General features: G+C 71.1%; 23 protein-coding genes. 4 read left to right on the top strand and 19 right to left on the bottom strand.

Annotation, left to right across the window (positions count from 1 at the left end; all coding sequences use genetic code 11):
• Position 1 precedes the first annotated feature (1 nt).
• Genes alaS through ACIRQF_RS27790 form a run of 3 tightly spaced genes read right to left on the bottom strand, consistent with a single transcriptional unit; the run spans position 2 to position 3470 of the window.
• Complete coding sequence (gene alaS, locus ACIRQF_RS27800; protein ID WP_404095917.1) at positions 2-2671, bottom strand: alanine--tRNA ligase; 2670 nt, start codon at positions 2669-2671, stop codon at positions 2-4.
• The gene (locus ACIRQF_RS27795; RefSeq protein ID WP_404095914.1) at positions 2671-3030 is read right to left on the bottom strand and encodes a hypothetical protein; all 360 of its coding nucleotides are present in this window, start codon (positions 3028-3030) and stop codon (positions 2671-2673) included. The genes alaS and ACIRQF_RS27795 overlap by 1 nt, the downstream gene beginning before the upstream one ends.
• A gap of 5 nt (positions 3031-3035) precedes the next feature.
• Positions 3036-3470, bottom strand: coding sequence for a DUF948 domain-containing protein (locus ACIRQF_RS27790; RefSeq protein WP_404095913.1), 435 nt, complete (start codon positions 3468-3470; stop codon positions 3036-3038).
• Between the two features lie 177 nt (positions 3471-3647).
• On the opposite strand from ACIRQF_RS27790, the gene ACIRQF_RS27785 reads away from it, so the two are divergent.
• A complete protein-coding gene (locus ACIRQF_RS27785) occupies positions 3648-5822 on the top strand; it encodes an ATP-binding protein (protein WP_404095911.1) in 2175 nt (724 codons plus the stop codon).
• 34 nt (positions 5823-5856) lie between these two features.
• Here the strand turns inward: ACIRQF_RS27785 and rpsD are convergent, their stop codons facing one another.
• Positions 5857-6471, bottom strand: coding sequence for a 30S ribosomal protein S4 (rpsD, locus tag ACIRQF_RS27780; protein ID WP_128976412.1), 615 nt, complete (start codon positions 6469-6471; stop codon positions 5857-5859).
• 218 nt (positions 6472-6689) lie between these two features.
• Between rpsD and ACIRQF_RS27775 the strand changes: the two genes are divergently transcribed.
• Complete coding sequence (locus ACIRQF_RS27775; protein WP_404096117.1) at positions 6690-7385, top strand: DUF2470 domain-containing protein; 696 nt, start codon at positions 6690-6692, stop codon at positions 7383-7385.
• A gap of 4 nt (positions 7386-7389) precedes the next feature.
• On the opposite strand, the gene ACIRQF_RS27770 is transcribed toward ACIRQF_RS27775, so the two are convergent.
• The 5 genes from ACIRQF_RS27770 to ACIRQF_RS27750 form a co-directional block, all read right to left on the bottom strand.
• Entirely contained in the window at positions 7390-8091 is a 702-nt protein-coding gene (locus ACIRQF_RS27770; protein ID WP_404095909.1) for an HNH endonuclease family protein, read from the bottom strand.
• Positions 8092-8144: 53 nt separating this feature from the next.
• The gene (locus ACIRQF_RS27765) at positions 8145-9500 is read right to left on the bottom strand and encodes a replication-associated recombination protein A (RefSeq protein WP_376637432.1); all 1356 of its coding nucleotides are present in this window, start codon (positions 9498-9500) and stop codon (positions 8145-8147) included.
• 55 nt (positions 9501-9555) lie between these two features.
• Positions 9556-10182, bottom strand: coding sequence for a vitamin K epoxide reductase family protein (locus ACIRQF_RS27760; protein WP_376637359.1), 627 nt, complete (start codon positions 10180-10182; stop codon positions 9556-9558).
• A 139-nt stretch (positions 10183-10321) separates the two neighbouring features.
• Positions 10322-11584, bottom strand: coding sequence for a histidine--tRNA ligase (gene hisS / locus ACIRQF_RS27755; protein WP_389754497.1), 1263 nt, complete (start codon positions 11582-11584; stop codon positions 10322-10324).
• A gap of 11 nt (positions 11585-11595) precedes the next feature.
• Positions 11596-12306 (bottom strand): MBL fold metallo-hydrolase, encoded by a 711-nt coding sequence (locus ACIRQF_RS27750; RefSeq protein WP_376637357.1) that lies wholly within the window; start codon positions 12304-12306, stop codon positions 11596-11598.
• 153 nt (positions 12307-12459) lie between these two features.
• On the opposite strand from ACIRQF_RS27750, the gene ACIRQF_RS27745 reads away from it, so the two are divergent.
• Both ACIRQF_RS27745 and ACIRQF_RS27740 read left to right on the top strand, forming a co-directional pair.
• Positions 12460-13245 (top strand): peptidylprolyl isomerase, encoded by a 786-nt coding sequence (locus ACIRQF_RS27745; protein WP_404095907.1) that lies wholly within the window; start codon positions 12460-12462, stop codon positions 13243-13245.
• 210 nt (positions 13246-13455) lie between these two features.
• A complete protein-coding gene (locus tag ACIRQF_RS27740) occupies positions 13456-14685 on the top strand; it encodes a DUF349 domain-containing protein (protein ID WP_382482654.1) in 1230 nt (409 codons plus the stop codon).
• 94 nt (positions 14686-14779) lie between these two features.
• Here the strand turns inward: ACIRQF_RS27740 and ACIRQF_RS27735 are convergent, their stop codons facing one another.
• From ACIRQF_RS27735 to pdxT, 10 genes are all read right to left on the bottom strand, one after another.
• Positions 14780-17239, bottom strand: coding sequence for a RelA/SpoT family protein (locus ACIRQF_RS27735; protein WP_376637354.1), 2460 nt, complete (start codon positions 17237-17239; stop codon positions 14780-14782).
• 212 nt (positions 17240-17451) lie between these two features.
• Positions 17452-18003, bottom strand: a complete 552-nt coding sequence (locus ACIRQF_RS27730) for an adenine phosphoribosyltransferase (protein WP_404095904.1) — start codon at positions 18001-18003, stop codon at positions 17452-17454.
• Positions 18000-19082: a protein translocase subunit SecF gene (secF, locus tag ACIRQF_RS27725; protein ID WP_382482655.1), complete on the bottom strand. Its 1083-nt coding sequence runs from the start codon at positions 19080-19082 to the stop codon at positions 18000-18002. The genes ACIRQF_RS27730 and secF overlap by 4 nt, the downstream gene beginning before the upstream one ends.
• A gap of 1 nt (position 19083) precedes the next feature.
• The gene (secD, locus tag ACIRQF_RS27720) at positions 19084-20862 is read right to left on the bottom strand and encodes a protein translocase subunit SecD (RefSeq protein ID WP_404095901.1); all 1779 of its coding nucleotides are present in this window, start codon (positions 20860-20862) and stop codon (positions 19084-19086) included.
• A gap of 144 nt (positions 20863-21006) precedes the next feature.
• Positions 21007-21465 carry a preprotein translocase subunit YajC gene (gene yajC, locus ACIRQF_RS27715; RefSeq protein WP_376637350.1) on the bottom strand — a complete coding sequence of 153 codons (459 nt, stop codon included), beginning with the start codon at positions 21463-21465 and terminating at the stop codon, positions 21007-21009.
• A 187-nt stretch (positions 21466-21652) separates the two neighbouring features.
• Complete coding sequence (gene ruvB / locus ACIRQF_RS27710; protein ID WP_376637349.1) at positions 21653-22732, bottom strand: Holliday junction branch migration DNA helicase RuvB; 1080 nt, start codon at positions 22730-22732, stop codon at positions 21653-21655.
• A gap of 32 nt (positions 22733-22764) precedes the next feature.
• Entirely contained in the window at positions 22765-23397 is a 633-nt protein-coding gene (ruvA, locus tag ACIRQF_RS27705) for a Holliday junction branch migration protein RuvA (protein ID WP_376637348.1), read from the bottom strand.
• Positions 23394-23924: a crossover junction endodeoxyribonuclease RuvC gene (gene ruvC, locus ACIRQF_RS27700; RefSeq protein ID WP_404095897.1), complete on the bottom strand. Its 531-nt coding sequence runs from the start codon at positions 23922-23924 to the stop codon at positions 23394-23396. Before ruvC ends, ruvA begins: the two co-directional genes overlap by 4 nt.
• Positions 23925-24033: 109 nt before the next feature.
• The gene (locus ACIRQF_RS27695) at positions 24034-24786 is read right to left on the bottom strand and encodes a YebC/PmpR family DNA-binding transcriptional regulator (protein WP_376637346.1); all 753 of its coding nucleotides are present in this window, start codon (positions 24784-24786) and stop codon (positions 24034-24036) included.
• Positions 24787-24848: 62 nt separating this feature from the next.
• Positions 24849-25436, bottom strand: coding sequence for a pyridoxal 5'-phosphate synthase glutaminase subunit PdxT (pdxT, locus tag ACIRQF_RS27690; protein WP_403529256.1), 588 nt, complete (start codon positions 25434-25436; stop codon positions 24849-24851).
• Positions 25437-25439: the final 3 nt, after the last annotated feature.

The raw sequence follows: 25439 nt of genomic DNA, 5'->3' as shown, positions 1-25439 counted from the left end.
GTCACGCCGTCTCCACGACGAGACGCTCCACGGCGGCGATGGCCTCGCCGACGGCCTGCGGGTTCGTACCGCCGCCCTGGGCGACGTCCGGCTTGCCGCCGCCACCGCCGCCGAGGGTCTTGGCGGCCGTACGGACCAGCTCGCCGGCCTTGAGACCGCGCTCACGGGCGGCCTCGTTGGTGGCGATGACCGTGAGGGGCTTGCCGTTGGCCGTGGTGAACAGGGCGACGACGGCCGGACGGTCGGCCGGGAAGCGGCCACGGACGTCGAGGACCAGCTTGCGCAGGTCGTCGGCGCCGGTGCCGTCCTGGACCTGGCCGGTGACGAGGGCGAGGCCGCGGATGTCCTGGGCGGAGTCGACGAGACCGGCGGCGGCCTGCAGGACCTTCTCCGCGCGGAACTTCTCGATCTCCTTCTCGGCGTCCTTCAGCTTGCCGAGCATGGCCGAGATCTTCTCGGGGAGCTCCTCCGGACGGCCCTTGACCAGCTCCTGGAGCTGGGCGACGACCGTGTGCTCGCGAGCGAGGAAGTTGTACGCGTCGACACCCACGAGGGCCTCGATACGGCGCACGCCGGAGCCGATGGACGACTCGCCGAGCAGCTTCACCAGGCCCAGCTGGGCGGTGTTGCCGACGTGCGTACCGCCGCACAGCTCCTTGGAGAAGTCGCCGATGGTGACGACGCGGACCTGCTCGCCGTACTTCTCGCCGAACTCGGCGATGGCACCCTGGCGCTTGGCCTCGTTGATCGGCATGACCTCGGCGTGCACATCGAGCTCGCGCGCGAGGACCTCGTTGATCTTCTGCTCGACGTCGGTGAGGACCGCGCCGGGGACGGCGTTCGGCGAACCGAAGTCGAAGCGGAAGCGGCCGGGCTGGTTCTCGGAACCGGCCTGGGCGGCCGTCGGGCCGAGGGCGTCGCGCAGCGCCTGGTGGGTCAGGTGGGTGGCCGAGTGGGCGCGGGCGATGGCCCGGCGGCGGCGCACGTCGATGGAGGCGTAGGCGGTGGCGCCCACGGTCACCTCGCCGACCTGCACGGAACCCTTGTGCACGGAGACACCGGGAACGGGCTGCTGGACGTCACGGATCTCGATGACCGCGCCGCTGTGCAGCTTGATCCGGCCCTGGTCGGCGATCTGACCGCCGCCCTCGGCGTAGAACGGGGTGCGGTCGAGGACGACCTCGACCTCGTCGCCCTCGGAGGCGGCCGGCGAGGAGACACCGTTGACGAGGAGACCGACGACGGTGCTCTCGCCCTCGGTGTTGGTGTAGCCGGTGAACTCCGTGGCGCCGTTGCTGTCGGCGATCTCCCGGTACGACGTCATGTCGGCGTGGCCGGTCTTCTTGGCCTTGGCGTCGGCCTTGGCGCGGTCCCGCTGCTCCTTCATCAGGCGGCGGAAGCCGTCCTCGTCCACGGAGAGGCCCTGCTCGGAGGCCATCTCGAGGGTGAGGTCGATCGGGAAGCCCCAGGTGTCGTGGAGCAGGAACGCCTTGTCGCCGGAGAGGACCGTGCCGCCGGCGGCCTTGGTCTCGGTGACCGCGGTGTCGAGGATGTTGGTGCCGCCCTTGAGGGCCTTGAGGAAGGCGGCCTCTTCGGCGAGCGCGACGGTCTCGATCCGCTTGCGGTCGGTGACCAGCTCCGGGTACTGCTCGCCCATCGTGTCGATCACGGTGTCGACGAGGTCCTGGACGACCGGACCGGTGGCGCCGAGCAGGCGCATGTTGCGGACGGCGCGGCGCATGATGCGGCGCAGCACGTATCCGCGGCCCTCGTTGCCGGGGGTGACGCCGTCGCCGATGAGCATGACGGACGTGCGCATGTGGTCGGCGACCACGCGCAGCGAGACGTCGCTGTCGTGGGCCTTGCCGTAGGCGACACCGGTGAGCTCGGTGGCCTTGTCGATGACGACCTGGAGGGTGTCCGTCTCGTACATGTTCTGGACGCCCTGGAGGATCATCGCCAGGCGCTCGAGACCGAGGCCCGTGTCGATGTTCTTGGACGGCAGCTCGCCGAGGATCGGGAAGTCGTCCTTCCCGGTGCCCTCACCGCGCTCGTACTGCATGAAGACCAGGTTCCAGATCTCCACGTACCGCTCGTCGTTGACGGCCGGGCCGCCCTCGACGCCGAACTCGGGGCCGCGGTCGTAGTTGATCTCGGAACAGGGGCCGCAGGGGCCGGGGACGCCCATCGACCAGTAGTTGTCCTTCTTGCCGAGGCGCTGGATGCGCTCGGCGGGGACGCCGACGACGTCGCGCCAGATCTGCTCGGCCTCGTCGTCCTCCTGGTAGACGGTGATCCAGAGCTTCTCCGGCTCCAGCCCGTAGCCGCCGTGCTCCACCGAGGTGGTCAGCAGCTCCCAGGCGAGCTTGATGGCGCCTTCCTTGAAGTAGTCGCCGAAGGAGAAGTTGCCGCACATCTGGAAGAACGTGCCGTGGCGGGTGGTCTTGCCGACCTCTTCGATGTCGGGCGTGCGCACGCACTTCTGCACGCTGGAGGCGCGCGTGAAGGGCGGCTTGACCTCACCCAGGAAGTAGGGCTTGAAGGGCACCATGCCGGCCGGGACGAGGAGCAGAGTCGGGTCGTCCGCGATGAGCGACGCCGAAGGGACGACGGTGTGCCCGCGCTCCTCGAAGAAGCTCAGCCAGCGGCGGCGGATTTCAGCCGACTCCATCAGTGGTCCTCATTCCGGTTGTACGAAAGCGAATACGTGGTGACGTTGGGGGTGCCGTGCTGCCCGAGCGCGGCCCTGCGGCGCGGTGCCGGGAGCGCGTGGTCGCGCTCCGGGTCGACCGGTGCGTCCAGGCCCAGGGCGTCGCCGAGCTCGGCCTCCCGCTGGAGCATGTTCGACCGCACGTCGAGGGCGAAGCCCACGGCGCGGTCCTTCAGCTTGTGACCGGCCGCGACGGCCTTGTCGGCCGCCTGGGCGGCGAGGCTCTCGGGGGTCAGCTGCTTGATCTTGCGGTTGACCTTGGTGGTGGCCCACACACCGGCGGCCGCGCCCGCGGTGAACCAGAACGTACGGCGGAACATCGTGCTCAGCCCTTCTGCTTCCGGCGCCTCGCGGACGGCACGGAGCGACCGACGATCACAGTACGCCGCTCGGCGGCGGGCGGCGCGTCCTGGCCCCCGCGTCCGCCCAGCGCCTTGCGCACCCCGTAACCGAAGGCGGCGACCTTGACGAGCGGGCCGCCGAAGGTGGACGCGACGGTGGTGGACAGCGCGGAGGCGTTGGACGTGACCTCCTGGACGTCCGAGGCGATGGCGTCGACCCGGTCGAGCTGGGTCTGCGCCGAGCGCACGGTCGCGGAAGCGTCGGCGAGCAGCGGGACGGCCTGTTCGGTCACGTCCGCCACGAGTTTGGTGGTCGCCTTGAGCGTCTGCGCCAGCCTCACCAGCACCACGGCCAGGAAGGAGACGAGGATCGCCCAGAACACGGCCACCAGGATCCCGGCAACCTCACCACCGGTCACTCCGCACCGCTCTCTGCTGTCGTCGGGCCCCGGACGGTCGTCGGACCCGTGCTGGTAAACGTCCTCCGACCCTATCGCGCCGGAGCTCTTGCGCCGTACCGCATTACCGCTTGTGGGAGGGGAGTTGTCCGGCGCCGATTGTACGGAGTGCGCGCGGGTGAGTACGCTCCGTGTCCCATGCGACGGAGCAATCTCCCTGCGGAGCTGAACCGGTTCGTGGGACGGGCCGCGGAACAGGACGAACTGGCCCTGATGCTCGACGAGTTCCGGTTGGTCACGGTTGTCGGGGTGGGCGGTGTCGGCAAGACCCGGCTCGCGTTGCGGGCGGCGGCGGCGGTGCAGAAACGCTACGTCGACGGGGTGCGGCTGGCGGGGCTGTCCTCGCTGCGCGACCCGGATCTGGTGGCGCACGCGCTGGTCGACGCGCTGGGGCTGACCGACCACACGCTGCGCGGGCCGCGCGAGGTGCTCGTGGAGCATCTCGCGGAGCTGCGGCTGCTGCTCGTGGTGGACGGCTTCGAGCATCTGGTGGAGGAGTGCGCGGCGCTGCTGCGGGAGCTGCTCCAGGGGTGCCCGGGGCTCACGGTGCTCGCGGCGGGGCGGCGGGCGTTGCGGGTGGACGGCGAGGCGGTGCTGACGCTGGCGCCGATGGCCGACGAGGACGCGATGGCCCTGCTGACGGGGCGGGCCGTGGAGGCGGGGGCGGCCGCGCCCGGCGATCCGGCGGGGCTGCGGGAGCTGTGCCGGCGCCTGGACGGGATCCCGCTGGCGCTGGAGCTGGCGGCGGCGCGACTGCCGCTGCTCACGGTGGACCAGCTGCTGCGGCGCCTCGACGACCGGTTCCGGCTGCTCGATCACGGACGGCGTGGCGCGCTGCCCCGGCACCGGACGCTGCGGACGGCGATCGGCTGGAGCCACGAGCTGTGCACGCCGGAGGAGCGGCTGCTCTGGGCGCGCCTCTCGGTGTTCGCCGGGCCCTTCGACCTGGAGGCGGTGGAGTACGTGTGCGGGGGCCCCGGCCTCCCCGCGGACCGGGTGCTCGACGTGCTCGGCGAGCTGCTGGCGCAGTCGCTCGTGGCGCGCGAGGACTCGGCGGCGGGCCCGCGCTACCGGATGCTCGACACGGTCGGCGCGTACGGCGCGGAGTGGCTGGCGGCGCTCGGCGACACGGAGCGGATGCGGCGCCGGCACCGGGACTGGTACATGGGGCTCGCCACCTGGTGCGAGCTGGAGTGGTTCAGCCCCCGGCAGGCGGAGGTGGCGGCCTGTACGGACCTGGCGCTGCCGAATCTGCGGGCGGCGCTCGAACTCTGCCTGGAGTCGGCGGAGGACGCGTCCCTGGCCCAGCACCTGGCCGGCACGCTGTGGTTCTACTGGGTGGGCTGCGGGCGGCTCTCGGAGGGGCGGCACTGGCTGGACCGGGCGCTCGGAGCGGCCGCGTTCCCGCCGGTGACGGCGCACGAGGACACCCGGCTCAAGGCCTTGTGGGTCCTCGGTTACGTCGCGATCCTGCAGGGCGACGACACGGCGGCGGTGGCGGCGCTGCACGAGTGCGGGGAGCGGGCGCGGGCCGCGGGGAACGCGTTGGCGCAGGCGTACGCGACGCACCGGATGGGCTGTCTGGCGCTGCTCTCGGACGACATGCCGCGGGCGGAGCAGCTGATCGAGCGGGCGCTGGGCACCTACCGGGAGCTCGGCGAGCTGAACAGCAACGTGCTGATGGGCCAGGTGGAGCTGGCGATGGCGCGGGCCTTCCAGGGGGACCTGGAGGGTGCGGTGGTGCTGTGCGCCGAGGTGCGTGAGATCTGCGAGGAGCGGGGCGAGCGCTGGACCCGTGCGTACGCGCTCTACGTGCTGGGCTATGCGGCGCTGAACGCCGGGGACCACGCTGCCGCGCGGGAGCTCCTCGCCGAGTGCCTCACGATCAACCACACGTTCCACGACCTGGTGGGGCTGGTCCTGGCGATCGAACTGCTGGCTCTGGTGACGGTGTCCGAGGGCGACGCGGCGGAGGCGGCGGTGTTGCAGGGGGCGGCGATGCCGGTGTGGGACGCGGTGGGGCTGCCCTTGTTCGGTTCGGCGCACTTCAACGGCGCGCGGGCGCTGTGTGCGGGGCAGGCGAGCGAGTTGCTCGGGGCCGAGGGCTACGGCACCTGGTACCGCGAGGGCGAGGCGCTCTCGCTGGACGCGGCGGTGGACCGGGCACTGAGCGAGCGCCGGGATCCGGCCATGATCGCGGGCGGGGCCGGGGCGCGGGCGCCGCGGCCGTTCCGCAGCGGACGGGCGCCGGTCCCGGACACGCGGAAGCCCGCCGGCTCCCCCTCCGGTAAGGGCGGGGAAGCGGCGGGCTGAACACCGCGGGGGTGGTACTACGTCCGTCGAAGGATCAACGGGCGTAGTACTCGACGACCAGCTGCTCGTCGCAGATGACCGGGATTTCCTTGCGGTTCGGGTCGCGGTCGAGGCGGAAGGCCAGGGCCTTCAGGTTGACCTGCAGGTAGCGCGGGGTCTCACCGTCGGGGGCGAAGCCACCCTCGCGAGCGACCTGGAAGAGGGTCTTGGCGCGGGACTTCTCGCGGACCATCACGACGTCGTCGGGACGGACGCGGAAGGACGGCTTGTCGACCTTCTGGCCGTTGACCTGGATGTGGCCGTGGACGACCATCTGGCGGGCCTGGTAGATGGTGCGGGCGATGCCCGAACGCAGGACCAGGGCGTCGAGGCGACGCTCGAGCTCGACGACCAGCGCCTCGCCCGTCTTGCCCTCGGCCTTCTTGGCGCGGTCGTAGGCGCGGGCCATCTGGCGCTCGCTGATGTCGTACTGGGCGCGCAGACGCTGCTTCTCGAGCAGACGGACCTTGTAGTCCGAGTTCTGCTTGCGGCCACGGCCGTGCTCGCCCGGCGGGTAGGGGCGGGCCTCGAAGTACTTGACGGCCTTCGGCGTCAGCGCGATACCGAGCGCACGGGACTTCTTGACCTTGGGACGCGACTGGTTAGGCACGTTCTCCAGACCTCCGTTGTAGGTTAGGTTAGGCTCACCTTACTCAAGGAGATCGCATGTCTCGCCCGGGGAACACCACGCGCATCACGGACGGCAGCACAAATAACGATGCTTCTTCACCCACGCATCCCGAAAGGGATGCCTCAAGCGGCATCGATGTGACGGAGGTCCGGTCAGCTCATGGTCAGCCGCGTCCAAACGGGCTTGAAATCGCGCGGATGCCGTCAGCAGCCGAGCGCACACGAACTCTCGTACAGAGTACATGCTCCGCGGTGCTGCTGATTCCCGGGGTCGAGGGCCACCGCCCCGAGCAGCTCTCCCCCGAGGCCCGCACGGTCGGACCCGACGGCGAGATCTTCCTGCTCTACTCGGCGGACGCACCGCCCGTCCGGGCCGCCACCCACGCCCAGGACGACGAGCTGCCGGTCGTGCTGGAGCTCACCGATGTCGCCCCCGTCTCGGTCCCCCACCGTATCCGGGGCCGCGCGTGGGTCTCCGGCTGGCTCACCTGCCTGCCCGGGCTCGCCGAACCCGGGCGGATGATGCTGCGTCTGGAGGTCGGCTCGGCGGACGTCGACGACCTGTGGGGCAGCGGCACGGTGGACCCGGAGGACTTCTCGGCGGCCTCCCCCGACCCGACGCACCCGCACGAGACCGAGGTCCTCCAGCACCTGCACGCCGCCCACGGCGACCGGCTGCGCGAGCTGACCGCACTGCTCGGCAGCCACGCCGCCGCGATCGTCCCCACGCGCGACGTCGCCCCGCTGGCCCTCGACCGCTTCGGGCTCCGCGTGCGCTTCAGCGCCGGGCCGGAGCACTGCTTCGACGCGCGCTTCGACTTCCCGCGGCCGGTGCGCGACATCTCCGGACTGCGCCGCGAGATGCACCGCCTCTTCGAGGCCGCCCGCGCCTGAGCGCTCACGGACAGGTCGCCAGCAGTTCCTCCACCGCCGCCTTCTCCGGCGGCGAGATCGTCAGCCGGTACTTCTCCTTGATCCCGGTCCAGCGCCGGCCGTACTCGCACCAGTACTCCCGGCGAGGCGGCTTCCACCGGTCCGGCGTCCTCGCGCTCTTCTCCTGGTTGGCCGCCTCGTCGGTGGCCACGAGCACGTCGAGGTCGTTGGCGTACGCGAGCCGCCGTCCGGCCGGCCACGCCCACGCCCCGGACCGCCAGGCCGCGGCGAGTGCCACGACATGGTCGGTCCGGATCCGCGAGGCCTTCCGGTAGGAGTAGCGCAGCTCCTTGCCGGTGTACGGGTCGTGCAGGACCCCGGAGAGCGGCACGCACGGATCGAGGGGGCCCGCGCGCTGCTCGCTCAGATCGCGCCGCAGCACGTCGTCCCGGGTGTCACAGCCGTTGTGCCCGCCGGGGGCGTCGGTGGCGTCGGACCAGGTCGCACCGAACGCGGACCGCTCGTACGTCCCCCCGTGCTCGCCCCAGGCCACCTCCAGCCCGGCCAGCTGCGCCCTGGCGCGCTCCGCCGTGGGCGGGAAGCCGGGCGAGCCCACCACCGGCAGGGGCGTCGTGGCGGCGGCCTCGCCCACGGCCGGACCGCCCCGGGAGGAGCAGCCGGCGAGCGCGGCGATCGCCAGAAGGACCGCCGGAGCCGTACGGATCACGGGACGAGCGTAGGTCCGGACCGGCCGCGGGGCGGCTCGGCCGCCCCCGCCCGTCAGGCGCCCTCACCCTTCAGGCGCTCGCGGACCTTCTCCACCACGTCCGCGTAGCGGGCCTCCGCTCCGTAGCGGGTGGGTTCGTAATAGCGCTTGCCGTGCACGGCGTCCGGTGCGTACTGCTGCGGTGCGATGGCGCCCGGGACGTCGTGCGGATACACGTAGCCCTGGGCGTGGCCCAGCTTGGCGGCGCCCTTGTAGTGCCCGTCGCGCAGATGCGGCGGCACCGGGCCCGCCAGGCCGTCGCGGACGTCGGCCCGAGCGGCGAAGATCGCGTTCGTCGCGGCGTTGGACTTCGGGGCCAGGGCCAGGGCGATCGTGGCGTGGCTCAGGGTCAGCGCCGCCTCGGGGAAGCCGATCATCGCGACGGCCTGGGCGGCGGCCACGGCGAGCGGCAGGGCGCCCGGGTCGGCGAGGCCGATGTCCTCGCTCGCCGAGATCATCAGCCGGCGGGCGATGAATCGCGGGTCCTCCCCCGCCTCGATCATCCGGGCCAGGTAGTGCAGCGCCGCGTCCACGTCCGAACCGCGGATCGACTTGATGAGGGCGCTCGCCACGTCGTAGTGCTGGTCGCCCTCCCGGTCGTACTTCACCGCCGCCCGGTCGACGGTCTCCTCGACCGTCTCCAGGCTGATCTCCGGCTCGCCCTTGTCGATCGCGGCGCCCGCGGCCGCCTCCAGGGCGGTCAGGGCACGCCGGGCGTCGCCGCCGGCGATCCGCAGCAGATGGGCCTCGGCGTCCTCGGGCAGGGTGACCGCCCCGCCGAGCCCGCGCTCCTCCTCGAGGGCCCGGTGCAGCAGTCCGCGCAGGTCGTCGTCGGTGAGCGGCTCCAGGGTGAGCAGCAGCGAGCGGGAGAGCAGCGGGGAGATCACCGAGAAGTACGGGTTCTCCGTGGTGGCCGCGATCAGCGTCACCCAGCGGTTCTCCACGGCCGGGAGCAGCGAGTCCTGCTGGGCCTTGGAGAAGCGGTGGATCTCGTCGAGGAAGAGGACGGTCTCCTTGCCGTAGCCGCCGGCGGCCCGGCGGGCCCCGTCGATGACGGCTCGGACCTCCTTGACGCCCGCGGTGATCGCGGAGAGCTCGACGAAGCGCTTGTCGGTGGCCTTCGAGACCACGTACGCCAGGGTCGTCTTGCCGGTGCCGGGCGGCCCCCAGAGGATCACGGAGGAGGCGCCCGCCGGTCCCCCGGCACCGTCGGCGACGAGTCTGCGCAGCGGCGAGCCGGGCTTGAGCAGGTGGCGCTGGCCCACCACCTCGTCGAGGGTGCGCGGACGCATCCGGACGGCCAGCGGACTGCTGGACGGGTCCTTCTCCTGGCGCTCTTCGGCGGCTGCGGTAAAGAGGTCGGGCTCCACGGTCATGAAGCCTAAGCGAGAGCACTGACAGTCCGGTCCGGGACCGGCGCCGGGCTCAGCTGGTCCAGAAGTCCCACCAGCGGGTCAGGATGAGCATGCCGATGATGCCGACGTGCAGTACCGGGAGCACCCAGGTGAACTCGTCGAAGAAGCTGCGCACGGCGCCCGGGGCGCGGATCACGCCGTGGCGGACGTTGTGCGAGGTCGTGTACCAGAACATGACGATCGTGGCGACCCAGGCCAGGCAGCACCACAGGCACAGGGCGTTGATCTCGTACAGCGACTGGGTCATCAGCCAGGTGCAGAAGCCGACGCCGAAGAGGGTGCCGGCGTTGAGGCCGAGCCAGTACCAGCGGCGGTAGCGGGCACCGGCGAGCAGCCCGACGCCGATGGCGATCACCACGGCGTAGGTGACGAGGCCGAGCATCGGGTTCGGGAAGCCGAACGCGGAGGCCTGCTCGCTCTTCATGACGCTGCCGCAGGACACGATCGGGTTCAGGCTGCAGCCGGGGGTGAAGTTCGGGTCCTCGAGGAGCTTGAACTTGTCGAGCGTGATCACCCAGGAGGCCAGCAGTCCGGCGGCCCCGGTGATCACCAGCAGCCAGGCGAAGGCCTTGCCGGCGCCGATGGTGGAGGCGTCGCTCCGTCCGGCGGAGACGTCCTCGGCGGTTGCTCGGCTCATGTGGCGCTTCCTCGTTCGGCTGTCCGGTGCACGGTCATTGTGCCGCACAGGGTGACACGGGCGGTGTTCGGCGGCCGTAAGAGGGGCCCGGCCCACGTCGCACGTGGGCCGGGCCCCTGTCACAGCCGTACGGCTCGGGTCAGGCGAGCTTCGCCTTCACCGTTCCCACCAGGTCGTCCAGGGCGACCGGCTGCTGCTCGCCGGACTCCATGTCCTTGAGCTGGACCACGCCCTCGGCGAGGTCGCGCTCGCCGGCGACGACGGCGAGGCGGGCGCCGGAGCGGTTGGCGTCCTTCATCGCGCCCTTGAGGCCCTTGCCGCCGAAGGAGAAGTCCGCGGCGACGCCCTCCCTGCGCAGCTCGGTGACCTTGCCGAAGAGCACGCGGCGGGCCTCCTCGCCGAGCGCGACCGCGAAGACGCTGGTCGTCGCCGGGAGGTCCAGCTCGACGCCCTCGGCCTCCAGGGCCAGAACGGTGCGGTCCACCCCGAGCGCCCAGCCCACGGACGGGAGCGCCGGGCCGCCGATCATCTCGGACAGGCCGTCGTAGCGACCACCGCCGCCGACCGCCGACTGCGAGCCCAGTCCCTCGTGGACGAACTCGAAGGTGGTCCGGGTGTAGTAGTCCAGACCGCGCACCAGCTTCGCGTCGTCCTCGAAGACCACGCCCGCCGCGGTGATCAGCGCGCGCACCTCCTCGTGGTACGCCTTGCACGCGTCGCACAGGTAGTCGCGCAGCAGCGGGGCGTCGGCCAGCTGCTTCTGCACCGACTCGCGCTTGTCGTCGAGCACGCGCAGCGGGTTGATCTCCGCACGGCGCAGGGTGTCCTCGTCCAGGTCGAGTCCGCGCAGGAAGGTCTGCAGGGCCTCGCGGTAGACGGGGCGGCACTCCTTGTCGCCCAGGGAGTTCAGCAGGATGCGGTAGTTGCGCAGGCCGAGCGAACGGTAGGCCTGGTCGGCCAGGATGATCAGCTCGGCGTCCAGCGCCGGGTCCTCGGCACCGATGGCCTCGGCGCCGACCTGGGAGAAGTGGCGGTAGCGGCCCGCCTGCTGGCGCTCGTAGCGGTAGTAGGAGCCCGAGTACCAGAGCTTCACCGGAAGGTTGCCCTGCTTGTGCAGGTTGGCCTCCAGGGCCGCGCGCAGCACGGACGCGGTGCCCTCCGGACGCAGGGCGAGCACTTCGCCGCCCTTCGTCGTGAGGGTGTACATCTCCTTGCTCACGATGTCGGTGGACTCGCCGACACCGCGGGAGAACAGGCCGACGTCCTCGAAACCGGGCGTCTCGACGTACCCGTAGCCGGCGTTCTTCACCTGCGTGGCGATCGTGTCGCGCACCGCGAGGAACTTCGCCGAGCGCGGCGGGATCAGGTCGTACGTGCCCTTGGGGGCCTTGAAGGTGCTCACGTGGATTCTCGTCACATTCCTCGTCGGGGAGCCTGGAAATCGCTCCCGAGGCCGGCCGCCACCTGCCGCAGGTAGGGGTTGGTGGCGCGCTCCTGGCCGATGGTCGTCTGGGGACCGTGCCCCGACAGCACCACGGTCGAGTTGTCGAGCGGCAGGCACACGCGGGCCAGCGACTCCAGCATCTCGTCCATGTCACCGCCGGGCAGGTCGGTGCGTCCGACGGAGCCGGCGAACAGCAGGTCGCCGGAGAAGAACACGGAGGGGATCTCCGTGGTCTCCGGGGTCCTGAAGGTCACCGACCCCTTGGTATGGCCGGGCGCGTGCGCGACGGAGAAGTCGAGACCGGCGAGCTTCAGCGCGGCGCCGTCGGTGAGCTCGTGCACGTCGTCGGGCTCGCCCACGGTCAGCTCGCCCATGAGGGGCATCCCGATGGAGCGGCCGAGGGCCTTCTCCGGGTCGCTCATCATGTACCGGTCGGCGGGGTGGATCCACGCGGGTACGTCATGGGCACCGCAGACCGGGACGACGGAGGCGACGTGGTCGATGTGGCCATGGGTGAGGACCACCGCCACGGGCTTGAGCCGATGCTTCTTCAGCGTCTCCTCGACACCCTGGGCGGCCTGGTGGCCCGGGTCGATGATGACGCACTCCTCGCCTGCGGCGGGGGCGACCACGTAGCAGTTGGTGCCCCAGGCCCCGGCGGGGAACCCGGCAATCAGCACGATCTTCCTCTTGTCTCGTCCGGCAATTGGCTGCGGCGATGCGGAATGCAGCAGATCAGAGCCTACCGGCGGTGCGTATTCCACAGCCAACCCGTATACGGTACGGGCACACCCGGCCAGGACAGAACACACGATCGACAAGGAGCGGACCCGGTGGTCAGCAGCGATCAGCGGCGGCGGCAGCTCGCCAGGGACAAGTACCAGCGGCAGCAGCAGCGGCGTGAGGAGGCGCGGCGCAGGACGCGGCGGAACACCGTCATCGCCTCCACCCTCGCCGTGGTGCTCGCCGCGGGCGGCGCCGTGTGGGCGTCGGTGGCGCTGACCGACGACGACAAGAAGGGCTCGGACAACGTCGCCTCCGACCCGACCGGCACGCCGAGCGCCGAGCCGACGAAGGCGCAGCCCGAGCCGGCCATGTCGGTCGACAAGAAGGCCACGTACACGATGGCCCTCAAGACCAACGTCGGCGACATCACGGTCACGATGGACGCGGCCAAGGCCCCGCACACCGTGAACTCCTTCAAGCACCTCGCCGACAAGAAGTACTTCGACGGGACCAAGTGCCACCGCCTCACCACCTCGGGCATCTACGTGCTCCAGTGCGGCGACCCGAAGGGCGACGGCACCGGCGGCCCGGGCTACTCCATCCCGGACGAGAACCTGAACGGGCTCGGCAAGGCCGGCGCGGACGGCACCGTGACCTTCCCGAAGGGCACCGTGGCCATGGCGAACGCCGGCCCGGGCACCGGCGGCAGCCAGTTCTTCCTCGTCTACAAGGACACCAAGCTCCCGCCGAACTACACCCCCTTCGGCACCTTCGACGCCGCCGGCGTCAAGGTCGTCGAGGAGGTCGCCAAGGCCGGTGTCGCGGGCGGGTCGGGCGACGGCGCACCGCAGAAGGCCGTCACGATCGAGAAGGCGACCGTCTCCAAGAAGTAGCGGCGTGGGCGGCCCGGGGACCGCACCCGCGCACGACCGTTGAATTTCGGTCGTGCTGAGTGCGGACAGCCGGGCCGCCGTTCGCCTAGATTGGCGTTGTGCAGCGCAGGCCGTCGGCCGTGCTGTGGAGGGCGGGCGAGGCCCGCCGGGAAACCGTGGACGATGCCAGGGGGCGGGGCCCCCACGACGGCATCATGGTGAGGAGGCGCTGTGAGCAGCGACCCGTGGGGCCGCGTCGACGAGACGGGCACCGTGTACGTGCGTACGGCCGAGGGCGAGCAGGTCGTCGGATCGTGGCAGGCCGGCAGCCCCGAGGAGGCGCTGGCCTACTTCGAGCGCAAGTACGAGGGCCTGGTGGTCGAGATCGGCCTCCTCGAGAAGCGGGTGAGGACCACCGACCTCTCCGCCAAGGACGCCACGGCGGCCATCGAGCACATCCGTCAGCAGGTCGCGGAGCACCACGCGGTGGGCGACCTGGCCGCGCTGGCGACCCGGCTCGACAAGCTGACCGAGACGGTGGAGTCCCGCCGCGAGGAGCGCAAGGTCCAGAAGGCGAAGCAGGCCGACGAGGCCCGTTCCGCCAAGGAGGCCCTGGTCACCGAGGCCGAGGAGCTGGCGCAGAGCGAGCAGTGGCGTGCCGCCGGCGAGCGGCTGCGGGCGCTCGTGGACACCTGGAAGGGTCTGCCGCGCCTCGACCGCAAGTCCGACGACGAGCTGTGGCACCGCTTCTCGCACGCCCGCTCGGCGTTCTCCAAGCGCCGCAAGGCCCACTTCGCGGCGCTCGACGCGCAGCGCGAGGACGCCCGCAAGACCAAGGAGAAGCTGGTCGCCGAGGCCGAGGCGCTGTCCGGCTCCAGCGACTGGGGTGCGACGGCCGCCCGCTACCGCGAGCTGATGGCGGACTGGAAGGCGGCGGGCCGCGCCCAGCGCGAGCACGAGGACGACCTGTGGAACCGCTTCCGCGGCGCCCAGGACGTCTTCTTCGCGGCCCGCGGCGAGGTCTTCGCGGAGCGCGACGCCGAGCAGGGCGAGAACCTCAAGCTGAAGGAGGAGCTCGCCACCGAGGCCGAGAAGCTGGTGCCCGTGACGGACCTGAAGGCGGCCCGCGCGGCCTTCCGCTCCCTCAACGAGCGCTGGGAGGCCATCGGCCACGTGCCGCGCGACGCCCGTCCGAAGGTCGAGGGGCGGATGCACGCGGTGGAGCGGGCGATCCAGGAGGCCGAGGAGGCCGAGTGGCGCCGTACCAACCCGGAGGCGCGGGCGCGCGCCGCGGGTCTCACGGGCCAGCTCCAGGACGCCGTCGACAAGCTGCGGAAGCAGATCGACGCCGCCCGTGCCGCGGGCAACGACGCCAAGGCCGACAAGCTCTCCAAGGAGCTCGAGGGCCGTCAGGCGCTGCTCGACCAGGCCCTGAAGGGTCTGCAGGAGTTCGGCGGCTGATGCCGTAGCCGACGTACGAGAAGGGCCCCCGGCAGCGCGCCGGGGGCCCTTCTCGTACGCCGTCGCGGCCTTCCTGGCCGCGACGGCGCCTCTTCTACGGCCTACGGGCGCTGGTGACGCGGTAGACGTCGTACACGCCCTCCACGCCCCGGACCGCCTTCAGGACGTGGCCCAGGTGCTTCGGGTCGCCCATCTCGAAGGTGAAGCGGGAGGTGGCCACCCGGTCGCGGGAGGTCTGGACGGCCGCCGACAGGATGTTGACGTGCTGGTCCGACAGGACGCGGGTGACGTCCGAGAGCAGCCGGGACCGGTCCAGGGCCTCGACCTGGATGGCGACCAGGAAGACCGAGGACTGGGTGGGCGCCCACTCGACCTCCAGGATCCGCTCGGGCTCCCGGGACAGCGAGTCGACGTTGACGCAGTCGCTGCGGTGCACGGACACACCGCTGCCTCGGGTGACGAAGCCGATGATCGGGTCGCCGGGCACCGGGGTGCAGCAGCGGGCCAGCTTCACCCAGACGTCGTCGACACCCTTGACGACCACGCCCGGGTCGGCGCTGGAGCGGCGCTTGGAGCGGCCGCGGGTGGGCGGCGCGGTCTCGGCGATGTCCTCGGTGGCCGCCTCCTCGCCGCCGAGTGCCTGGACCAGCTTCTGGACGATGGACTGCGCGGTGACATGGCCCTCGCCGATCGCCGCGTACAGCGAGGAGATGTCGCTGTAGCGCATCTCGTGGGCGAGGGTGACCAGCGAGTCGCCGGTGAGGATGCGCTGGATCGGCAGGTTCTGCTTGCGCATGGCCCGCGCGATGGCGTCCTTGCCCTGCTCGATGGCCTCGTCGCGGCGCTCCTTGGAGAACCAGGCGCGGATCTTGTTGCGGGCGCGCGGCGACTTGACGAAGCCCAGCCAGTCCCGGGAGGGGCCGGCGCCGGCAGCCTTGGAGGTGAAGACCTCCACCAGGTCGCCGTTGTCGAGGGTGGACTCCAGGGGCACCAGGCGTCCGTTGACGCGGGCGCCTATCGTCCGGTGGCCGACCTCGGTGTGGACGGCGTAGGAGAAGTCCACGGGGGTGGCGCCGGCGGGCAGGGCGATGACGTCGCCCTTGGGGGTGAAGACGAAGACCTCGTTGCGCGACAGGTCGAAGCGCAGGGACTCCAGGAACTCGCCCGGGTCCTCGGTCTCCTTCTGCCAGTCGAGGAGCTGGCGCAGCCACGCCATGTCGTTGAGGTGGTCGTCCTTGCCGGTGTTCCTCGGCACGTCCGTGCGCACCTTGGAGGCGCCGGCGACGGCCTCCTGCTTGTACTTCCAGTGCGCGGCGATGCCGTACTCGGCGCGCCGGTGCATGTCGAAGGTGCGGATCTGCAGCTCGACCGGCTTGCCGTTGGGTCCGATGACCGTCGTGTGGAGCGACTGGTACATGTTGAACTTCGGCATCGCGATGTAGTCCTTGAACCGGCCGGGGACCGGGTTCCATCGCGCGTGGACGGTGCCGAGGGCCGCGTAGCAGTCGCGGACGGTGTCCACGAGGACGCGGATGCCGACCAGGTCGTAGATCTCCGCGAAGTCACGGCCGCGGACGATCATCTTCTGGTAGACGCTGTAGTAGTGCTTCGGGCGGCCGGTGACGGTGGCCTTGATGCGGGCGGCGCGCAGGTCCGTCTGGACCTCGTCGGTCACTATGGCCAGGTACTCGTCGCGCTTGGGGGCCCGCTCGGCGACGAGACGGACGATCTCGTCGTACATCTTGGGGTAGAGGATCGCGAAGGCGAGGTCCTCCAGCTCCCACTTGATGGTGTTCATGCCCAGCCGGTGTGCCAGCGGGGCGTAGATCTCGAGGGTCTCGCGGGCCTTCTTCTCCTGCTTCTCCCGCTTGAGGTAGCGCATCGTGCGCATGTTGTGCAGGCGGTCGGCGAGCTTGATGACGAGGACCCGGGGGTCCTTGGCCATCGCGACGACCATCTTGCGGACGGTCTCGGCCTGCGCGGCCTCGCCGAACCTGACCTTGTCGAGCTTGGTGACGCCGTCGACGAGGAGCGTGACCTGGTCACCGAAGTCGCGGCGCAGGTCCTCCAGCCCGTACTCGGTGTCCTCGACGGTGTCGTGGAGCAGTCCGGCCATCAGGGTCGCCGGATCCATGCCGAGCTCGGCGAGGATGGTGGTGACGGCGAGCGGGTGCGTGATGTACGGGTCGCCGCTCTTTCGCTTCTGGCCGCGGTGCCAGCGCTCGGCGACCTGGTAGGCCCGCTCGATCTGGCGCAAGGTCGCCGTCTCGATCTTCGGGTCATTGGAGCGGACGATCCGCAGCAGCGGTTCGAGGACCGGGTTGTACGGGGAGGAGCGCTGGACGCCGAGGCGGGCGAGCCGGGCACGGACGCGGCTGGAGGAGCCGCCCGAGCGGGCGGGCGGGGTCGGCGTGGGCCGGGCGGACGGGGCCGGTGCCGCGGGCCGGGGCTTGGTCTCCGCCGGCGGGTCCTGGGGCGCGGCGGCCCGCTGCGCGGCCTGGTCGGCCTGCTGCTCGGGCTGCGCGGCGGAGAGTGGCTGGGCCTCGTCTGGCAAGAGCGCTCCTCGTGCGTCTCCGGGTCCCCCGGTCAGGCCCGGAAAGGCCATCGTATCGACCTGGAAGCGCCTGCGCTCACGCGCCTGAGGGCTGAGACGTCGCCGGGACGCCCGCGCTGCCGCGCCGGGACCCGCTTCCGGGCTGTGTCCGGAAAACGACGGGGGCGGTCCGGGTAATTCCCCGGACCGCCCCTCTCGCAGGTCGGCCTGCGTCAGACGCTGATCAGCGCGGTGAGCGGTGCGCCGTCCAGGACGGGCTCCAGACGGGCCCGGCCCGGCAGGAAGCCCAGCTCCATGAGGACCGCTACCCCGGCGACCTCGGCCCCGGCGCGCCGGATGAGCTCGATCGAGGCCTCGGCGGTGCCGCCGGTGGCGAGGACGTCGTCGATGACCATGACGCGGTCGCCCGCAGCCAGGTCCTCGGCGTGCACCTCGATCTCGGCGGTGCCGTACTCCAGCTCGTACGCCTGGCGCAGGGTGGCCCCGGGCAGCTTCCCGGCCTTGCGGACCGGGATGAAGCCGAGCCTCGCCCGCACGGCGACCGGAGCCGCCAGGATGAAGCCGCGGGCCTCCAGGCCGACGATCTTCGTGGCGCCGTGCTCCGCGCAGAGCGCGGCGAGGGCGTCGGTGAGCGCGGTGAACGCCTCCGGGTCCGCGAGCAGCGGGGTGATGTCCTTGAACAGCACCCCCGGCTTCGGGTAGTCGGGAACGTCCCGGATGCGGCTGAGGAGCAGCTCCACGGTGCCCGGCGCCTCCGCGGTCATCCGCGGCGCTCCGAGGAGCGGCCCCGGCGGCCGCGCGGGCCGACGACGGCCGGCTCGGCGCCGGCGTCCGACGCGTCGTCCGCGAGGTCGTCGACCGACTCGCCCTTGGCGGCAGCGGCGGCCCGCTTGGCCAGGACGCGCTTCCGCAGGGCCTTCATCGCCGGCTCGCGCTCCTTGAAGTCGGCGACGAGCGGCGTGGCGATGAAGATCGAGGAGTACGCACCGGCGGCGAGACCCACGAACAGCGACAGCGAGATGTCGTTCAGCATGCCGGCGCCGAGGACGCCGCCACCGATGAAGAGCAGACCGGCGACCGGCAGCAGGGCCACGACCGTGGTGTTGATCGAACGGACCAGGGTGCTGTTGATCGAGCGGTTCGCGACGTCGCTGTAGGTCCAGCGGGTCTGTTTGGTGATGCCCTTCGTCTGCTCCTTGAGGGAGTCGAAGACGACGACCGTGTCGTAGAGCGAGTAACCGAGGATCGTGAGCAGACCGATGACCGTACCGACCGTGACCTCGAAGCCGACCAGCGAGTAGATGCCGACGGTGATGGTGAGGTCGTGGATCAGCGCGATGAGGGCCGCGACGGCCATGCGCCACTCGAAGGCGATGGCGAGGTAGATCACCACGAGGATCATGAAGACCCCGAGGCCGGTCCAGGCCTTGTTGGCGATCTGCTCACCCCAGCTGGGGCCGACGAGCTCTGCCGCGATCTTCGTCTCTGGGACGTTGAGGTCCTTGGCGAGCTCCGCGCGGACCTGGTCGGACTTCTCGGTGTCGAGACCGCCGACCTGGATGCGCAGCGAGCCGCTGCCGAGCTCCTGCACGAGCGCGTCGTGGCCGGAGGCCTCTTCCGCGTACTCCTGCGCCTGGGAGACCGAGACCTCCGTCTTCGGGGTGGTGAAGACGGCGCCGCCCTGGAACTCGATGCCCATGTTCAGGCCGCGCACCGCGAGCGCCACGATCGCCGTGATGGTGATCAGGATCGAGATGCCGTACCAGATCCTGCGGTTGCCGATGAAGTCGTAGCCGACCTCACCTCGGTGGAGCCGGGCGCCGAGATCTCCGAGCTTCGACATCTCACGCCTCCTTCGTGTCGACAGGGCCTGCGGCGGAAACGGACTGACGGCGGGAGCGGCGCAGCGGCGGCTTGGCACCGAGGCGCTTCGGGTCCAGGCCGGACCACTTGTGACCGTTGCCGAAGAACTTCGTACGGGCGAGGAGCGTCATCACCGGCTTGGTGAAGAGGAACACCACCACGATGTCGAGCAGGGTGGTCAGACCGAGCGTGAACGCGAAGCCCTGGACCTTGCCGACGGTGACGATGAAGAGCACCGCGGCGGCGAGGAACGACACGAAGTCGGAGACCAGGATGGTGCGCCGGGCACGCGGCCAGGCACGCTCGACGGCCGGGCGCAGGGTGCGGCCCTCGCGGATCTCGTCGCGGATGCGCTCGAAGTACACGATGAACGAGTCCGCGGTGATACCGATGGCGACGATGGCACCGCAGACGGCCGGCAGGTTCAGCGCGAAGCCGATGGCCGGGCCGAGCAGAGCCATGATCACGTACGTGAGCAGGGCCGAGACGCCGAGGCTGAGGATCGCGATGAACGACAGGCCGCGGTAGTAGATCACCAGGTACAGGATGACCAGGGCCAGGCCGATGGCGCCGGCGATCAGACCCGCGTGGAGCTGCTCGCCGCCGAGGGCGGCGGTGACGGTGTCGACGCTCTGGGTGTCGAAGGACAGCGGCAGCGCACCGTAGGACAGGATGTTGCCGAGGTCCTGGGCCGACTGCTGGTTGAAGCTGCCGGAGATCTCGGCGCTGGCGCTCAGCGTCTGGCGCACGGACGGGGCCGAGACGACCTCGCCGTCGAGGACGATCGCGAACTGGTTCTGCGGCTCGGTCTGCTGCGACAGCTTGCCGGTGATCTTCTGGAACTTCTTCGAGCCCTCGCCCGTGAAGTCCATCGTGACGATCCACATGCCGCGCTGCTGGTCGAAGACGCCCTTGGCGTCGTCGACGTCCTTGCCGTCGACCTCGGCCGGGCCGAGCAGGTACTTCTCCCACTGGCCGAGGGAGTTCTTGCCACAGGCGACGACCGGGTCGGCCGGCTTGACGCCCTGGCCGGCGGCGGCGCGCTGCTTGGGGTCGAGGCAGTTCAGCGCCGCGAACTTCTGCTGCAGGGCGTTGGTGGCGGCGTCACCCGACTGCGTCGGCTTCGGCGTCGTGGACGCCTTCGACGACGCGGAGGAGCTCGCGGTCGGGGTCGGGCTCGGGGCCTTCAGGGCCTCGCTGACCGCGCGGCCCTGGGTGGAGGCGCTCGCCGACGGGGTGGCGGTCGTGTCGCCCTTGCCCTTGCCCTTGTCCGCGGTGGCGCCGGAGGCCTTCGGCTTCGGCGAGGCGGAGGAGCTCGGGGTCGCGCTCGGGTTCGGCGCGGGCTGCTCGGCCGCGGCGACGGCCAGGACCGGCCGGAAGTACAGCTGGGCGGTGGTACCGACCTGCTCGCGGGCCTGCTTCTCGTTCGTCCCCTTGGGGATGTTCACGATGATGTTCTCGCGGCCCTGCGTCTGGACCTCTGCTTCCGAGACACCCAGACCGTTGACACGGCGCTCGATGATGCCGACCGCGGTGTTCATGTTGGTCTCGTTGACGGCGGACTCCTGTCCGGGCTCCGCCTTCGCCTTGAGCGTGATCGACGTGCCACCGGCGAGGTCGATGCCCAGGCGCGGGGTGGTGTGCCCCGACCAGAACATGCCGCCGGTGAGCGCGACCATGGCGATCAGAATGAGTGCCAGGGCGCGGCCCGGCCGGCTCTGGCCCCCCGCCGGCCTTCGGCCCTTCTTCGGTGCTGCCACCTGTCGTTTCTCCCTGTCCAAACCGCCCCGCGCCGGGTGGGCACGAGACGGCCACGAAGTGTGTGTGGGGACCTGCCCCCGCAGACGTCGAACCGTTCCGGGGCGGCGGACGCCGGTGGGTGTCCGCGTCCGCCCCGGGGGCGATTACTTCGCCTCGGTCTCCCCGTCGGCCTTGCCGTTCTTCTCGACCTCGGAGTCGGCCGCCTCGGCGGCGTCCTTCTTGGTCAGGTCGGCCTTGGCCGCCCCCTCCTGACCCTCGGCGTCGTCGGCGGCCTCGGTGAGCGAGGACGCGTCGTCCGGGACGACGGTGTCGCTGTCGTCGTCGCCGTGGACGATGCGGTTGTACTCGGAGTCCTCGAGGACCGCGCCGATCGCGTTCTTGGCGTAGACGGCGTGGACGCCGGGAGCGACCTCGAGGAGGACGGTCTCGTCGCCGATCTCCTTGACGGTGGCGTACATCCCCCCGATGGTGCGCACGCCGGTGCCCGGCTGCATCTCGTTGCGCATCTGAGCCGCCTGTGCCTGCTTCTTCTTGGCAGAGCGGGTCATCAGGAACATGGCCCCGATGAGGACGATGAAGGGGAGGAGGGTCACGATGTTCACGGGACGGGTTTCCTTCGCACGGTCGCGGAGGAACCGCGGCCTGATCTTCGGGGGTGGGTACGCCGACCAGAAAGGGCGGCATCGGCGGAGTCTAGGCGAGTCCGCATCGATGGAACAACGCCCAGCATCGCACCGTGGTTCCTGGTCGGGCGAGTCTCCGCGCCGTCGGGCGGCGCGCAGGGCGCCGTCACGCCCCGAAGAGACCCTGTTGTCCCGATCCAGCCGCCCCCGGGCCCGCTGCCTGCGGCGGAACCAGTCCGAGGTGGGTCCAGGCCGCCGGAGTGGCGACCCGGCCACGGGGTGTGCGCGCGAGGAGTCCCTCCCGTACGAGGAAGGGTTCGGCGACCTCCTCGACGGTCTCGCGCTCCTCCCCCACGGCGACCGCGAGGGTGGACAGACCGACCGGTCCGCCGCCGAAGAGCTTGAGCAGGGCCTGCAGCACGGCGCGGTCGAGGCGGTCGAGGCCGCGGCTGTCGACCTCGTACACGCCGAGGGCGGCCGCGGCGATGTCGCGGGTGATCACTCCGTCGGCCTTCACCTGCGCGTAGTCCCGCACCCGGCGCAGCAGCCGGTTGGCGATGCGGGGGGTGCCGCGGGAGCGGCCGGCGATCTCCGCGGCGCCGGCCGGGTCGATCTCGACGTCGAGGAGCCCCGCGGAGCGGCGGACGACGCGCTCCAGCTCGTGCGGCTCGTAGAACTCCATGTGCGCGGTGAAGCCGAAGCGGTCGCGCAGCGGGGGCGGCAGGAGGCCGGCCCGGGTGGTGGCCCCGACCAGGGTGAAGGGCGGCAGCTCCAGGGGAATGGCGGTGGCACCGGGGCCCTTGCCGACGATGACGTCGACGCGGAAGTCCTCCATCGCCATGTAGAGCATCTCCTCGGCGGGCCGGGACATCCGGTGGATCTCGTCGAGGAAGAGGATCTCGCCCTCCTGCAGGGAGGACAGAATGGCGGCGAGGTCGCCGGCGTGCTGGATGGCGGGGCCGCTGGTGATCCTGATCGGGGCGTTCATCTCCGCCGCGATGATCATCGAGAGCGTGGTCTTGCCGAGGCCGGGGGCGCCGGAGAGCAGGACGTGGTCGGCGGTCGCGCCGCGCTGCCGGGCCGCCTTCAGGACCAGGTCGAGCTGCTGGCGGACCTTCTCCTGGCCGACGAACTCGCGTAGGTCCTTGGGCCGCAGCGCGGCCTCGACGGCCTGGTCGTCGCCCTCGGCGGAGGCGCCGACGATGCGCTCCTCGGCGGCCGCTGCCGTCTCGTCGTCCCAGTTCACGATGGTGGTTGCCTTCTCGTTCGTACGGCCGGTCAGCGGGCGCGGTTGAGGGTCTGCAGGGCGGCGCGCAGCAGCTGCGGGACGGGCGCGGAGCCGGTCTCGGCGAGCGCGGCCTCGGCCTGCGGCGTGACGGCGGCGACGGCCTCCTCGGCGTCGCGGCTCGCGTAGCCGAGGCCGATGAGCGCGGCGGAGAGCTGCTCGCCCCAGGGGGCGGGTCCGGTGGCGACCGCGCGCTGCTGCCCGACGAGGCCGCTGCTGCCGAGCGGGGCGCCGAGCTTGTCCTTCAGTTCGAGGAGGAGCTTCTGGGCGCCCTTCTTGCCGATGCCGGGCACCGCCGTCAGCGCCTTCTCGTCGCCGGTCGAGAAGGCGAGCCGCAGTGCGTCGGGGCGGTGCACGCCGAGCATCGCCTGGGCGAGCCGCGGCCCGACGCCGCTGGCGGTCTGGAGCAGCTCGAAGACCTGGCGCTCGTCGTCGTCGGCGAAGCCGTACAGGGTGAGCGAGTCCTCGCGGACGACGAGGGAGGTGGCCAGCCGCGCGTGCTCACCGACGCGCAGGCCGGCGATCGTGTCGGGGGTGCACTGGACGGCCATGCCCACGCCGCCCACCTCGACGACGGCGGTCGTGGGGGCGAGGGCGGCGACCGGGCCGCTGACGAAGGCGATCATGGCGTGCGGCCTTTCGAGGCGTGCAGGGCGACGGCCTGCTGGAGGCGGTTCTGGGCGGGAGCGCGCCAGATGTGACAGATGGCGAGCGCGAGGGCGTCGGCGGCGTCGGCCGGCTTGGGCGGTGCGGAGAGTCGGAGCAGCCGCGTGACCATGGCGCCCACCTGGGCCTTGTCGGCGCGGCCGCTGCCCGTGACGGCGGCCTTGACCTCGCTGGGGGTGTGCAGGGCGACGGGGATCCCACGCCGGGCGGCGCACAGCATCGCGACGGCGCTGGCCTGCGCCGTGCCCATCACCGTGCGCACGTTGTGCTGGCTGAACACCCGCTCCACGGCGACGAGTTCGGGGTCGAAGCGCTCGATCCACTCCTCGATTCCGCGCTCGATGCCGACCAGCCGGAGTCCGATGTCGGCGTCCGCGGCCGTCCGCACCACGCCGACGCCGAGCATGGTCAGCGGGCGTCCCGCGACCCCCTCGACCACGCCCACGCCGCACCGGGTGAGCCCCGGGTCCACCCCGAGTACGCGCACGCCGCCCCTCCCTGATCGCAAGTCTGTTTGTGCAGGCTATCGGCTGCCACTGACAACGCAGCGGGCCGACGGGTGTGTCCCGTCGGCCCGCTGCTGAGAAAGCCCGCGATCAGGCGTCGACCTTCTCCATGACCTCGTCGCTGACGTCGAAGTTGGCGAAGACGTTCTGCACGTCGTCGCTGTCCTCCAGGGCGTCGATGAGCTTGAACATCTTGCGCGCGCCGTCCTCGTCGAGCTCGACCTGCATGGTCGGGACGAAGCTGGACTCGGCCGAGTCGTAGTCGATGCCGGCCTCCTGGAGCGCGGAACGGACCGCGACCAGGTCGGTGGCCTCGCTGATGACCTCGAAGCTCTCGCCGAGGTCGTTGACCTCTTCGGCGCCCGCGTCGAGGACGGCACCGAGGACGTCGTCCTCGGAGAGCTCGCCCTTGGGCAGCACGACGACGCCCTTGCGGTTGAACAGGTACGACACCGAGCCCGGGTCGGCCATGGAGCCGCCGTTACGAGTCATGGCGACGCGCACGTCCGAGGCGGCGCGATTGCGGTTGTCGGTGAGGCACTCGATGAGCACCGCGACACCGTTCGGGCCGTAGCCCTCGTACATGATCGTCGCGTAGTCGACGCCGCCGGCCTCGAGGCCGCCGCCGCGCTTGACGGCCGAGTCGATGTTCTTGTTCGGAACGGACGACTTCTTGGCCTTCTGGATGGCGTCGTAAAGCGTCGGGTTACCGTCCGGGTCGGAGCCTCCGGTGCGGGCCGCGACCTCGATGTTCTTGATCAGCTTCGCGAAGAGCTTGCCGCGCTTGGCGTCGATCACGGCCTTCTTGTGCTTCGTCGTAGCCCATTTAGAGTGGCCGGACATCTGCCTGTCTCCTTCGCGTAACCCATTTCTGAACGAACCCCAGAGATCCTACAAGGATCGGGTCACCGCTCGGCGCGCACCATGTTCACGAACAGCTCGTGGATCCGGTGATCGCCGGTGAGTTCGGGATGGAACGAGGTCGCCAGCGCGCGGCCCTGCCGCACGGCGACGATGTGGCCCTCGTGCTCGGCGAGCACCTCGACCTGGGCACCGACGGACTCCACCCACGGGGCGCGGATGAAGACGCCCTCGACGGGAGAGTCGATCCCCGCCACGGTGACGCCCGCCTCGAAGGACTCGTTCTGGCGTCCGAAGGCGTTGCGGCGCACGATCATGTCGATGCCGCCGAAGGTCTCCTGGCCCGAACGCGGGTCGAGGATCTTGTCGGCGAGCATGATCAGGCCGGCGCAGGTGCCGTAGACCGGCATGCCCGCGGCGATCCGCTCACGCAGCGGCTCCATGACCCCGAAGAGCACGGCGAGCTTGGAGATGGTGGTGGACTCGCCACCGGGAATGACCAGGCCGTCGATCTCGGCGAGTTCCTCGGGGCGCCTGACGGGCCTGGCCACGGCGTCTGCCGCGGCCAGGGCGATCAGGTGCTCCCGTACGTCGCCCTGGAGGGCCAGGACACCAATGACGGGAGTGCTCATGGG

This window comes from Streptomyces sp. NPDC101191, assembly GCF_044767915.1.
In the GTDB taxonomy this organism is placed as follows: Bacteria; Actinomycetota; Actinomycetes; order Streptomycetales; family Streptomycetaceae; genus Streptomyces.
Note: the sequence above shows the minus strand (reverse complement) of the source record. Positions and strands in the feature narration are given on the sequence as shown.

Excerpts from the sequence above, each read along its gene's own strand:
- ACIRQF_RS27695 (WP_376637346.1), bottom strand. The coding sequence starts at position 24,786 with ATGTCCGGCCACTCTAAATGGGCTACGACGAAGCACAAGAAGGCCGTG.
- ruvA (WP_376637348.1), bottom strand. The coding sequence starts at position 23,397 with ATGATCGCCTTCGTCAGCGGCCCGGTCGCCGCCCTCGCCCCCACGACC.
- ACIRQF_RS27760 (WP_376637359.1), bottom strand. The coding sequence starts at position 10,182 with ATGAGCCGAGCAACCGCCGAGGACGTCTCCGCCGGACGGAGCGACGCC.
- ACIRQF_RS27785 (WP_404095911.1), top strand. The coding sequence starts at position 3,648 with ATGCGACGGAGCAATCTCCCTGCGGAGCTGAACCGGTTCGTGGGACGG.
- secF (WP_382482655.1), bottom strand. The coding sequence starts at position 19,082 with ATGTCGAAGCTCGGAGATCTCGGCGCCCGGCTCCACCGAGGTGAGGTC.
- ACIRQF_RS27795 (WP_404095914.1), bottom strand. The coding sequence starts at position 3,030 with ATGTTCCGCCGTACGTTCTGGTTCACCGCGGGCGCGGCCGCCGGTGTG.
- alaS (WP_404095917.1), bottom strand. The coding sequence starts at position 2,671 with ATGGAGTCGGCTGAAATCCGCCGCCGCTGGCTGAGCTTCTTCGAGGAG.
- pdxT (WP_403529256.1), bottom strand. The coding sequence starts at position 25,436 with ATGAGCACTCCCGTCATTGGTGTCCTGGCCCTCCAGGGCGACGTACGG.
- ACIRQF_RS27775 (WP_404096117.1), top strand. The coding sequence starts at position 6,690 with ATGCCGTCAGCAGCCGAGCGCACACGAACTCTCGTACAGAGTACATGC.
- ACIRQF_RS27730 (WP_404095904.1), bottom strand. The coding sequence starts at position 18,003 with ATGACCGCGGAGGCGCCGGGCACCGTGGAGCTGCTCCTCAGCCGCATC.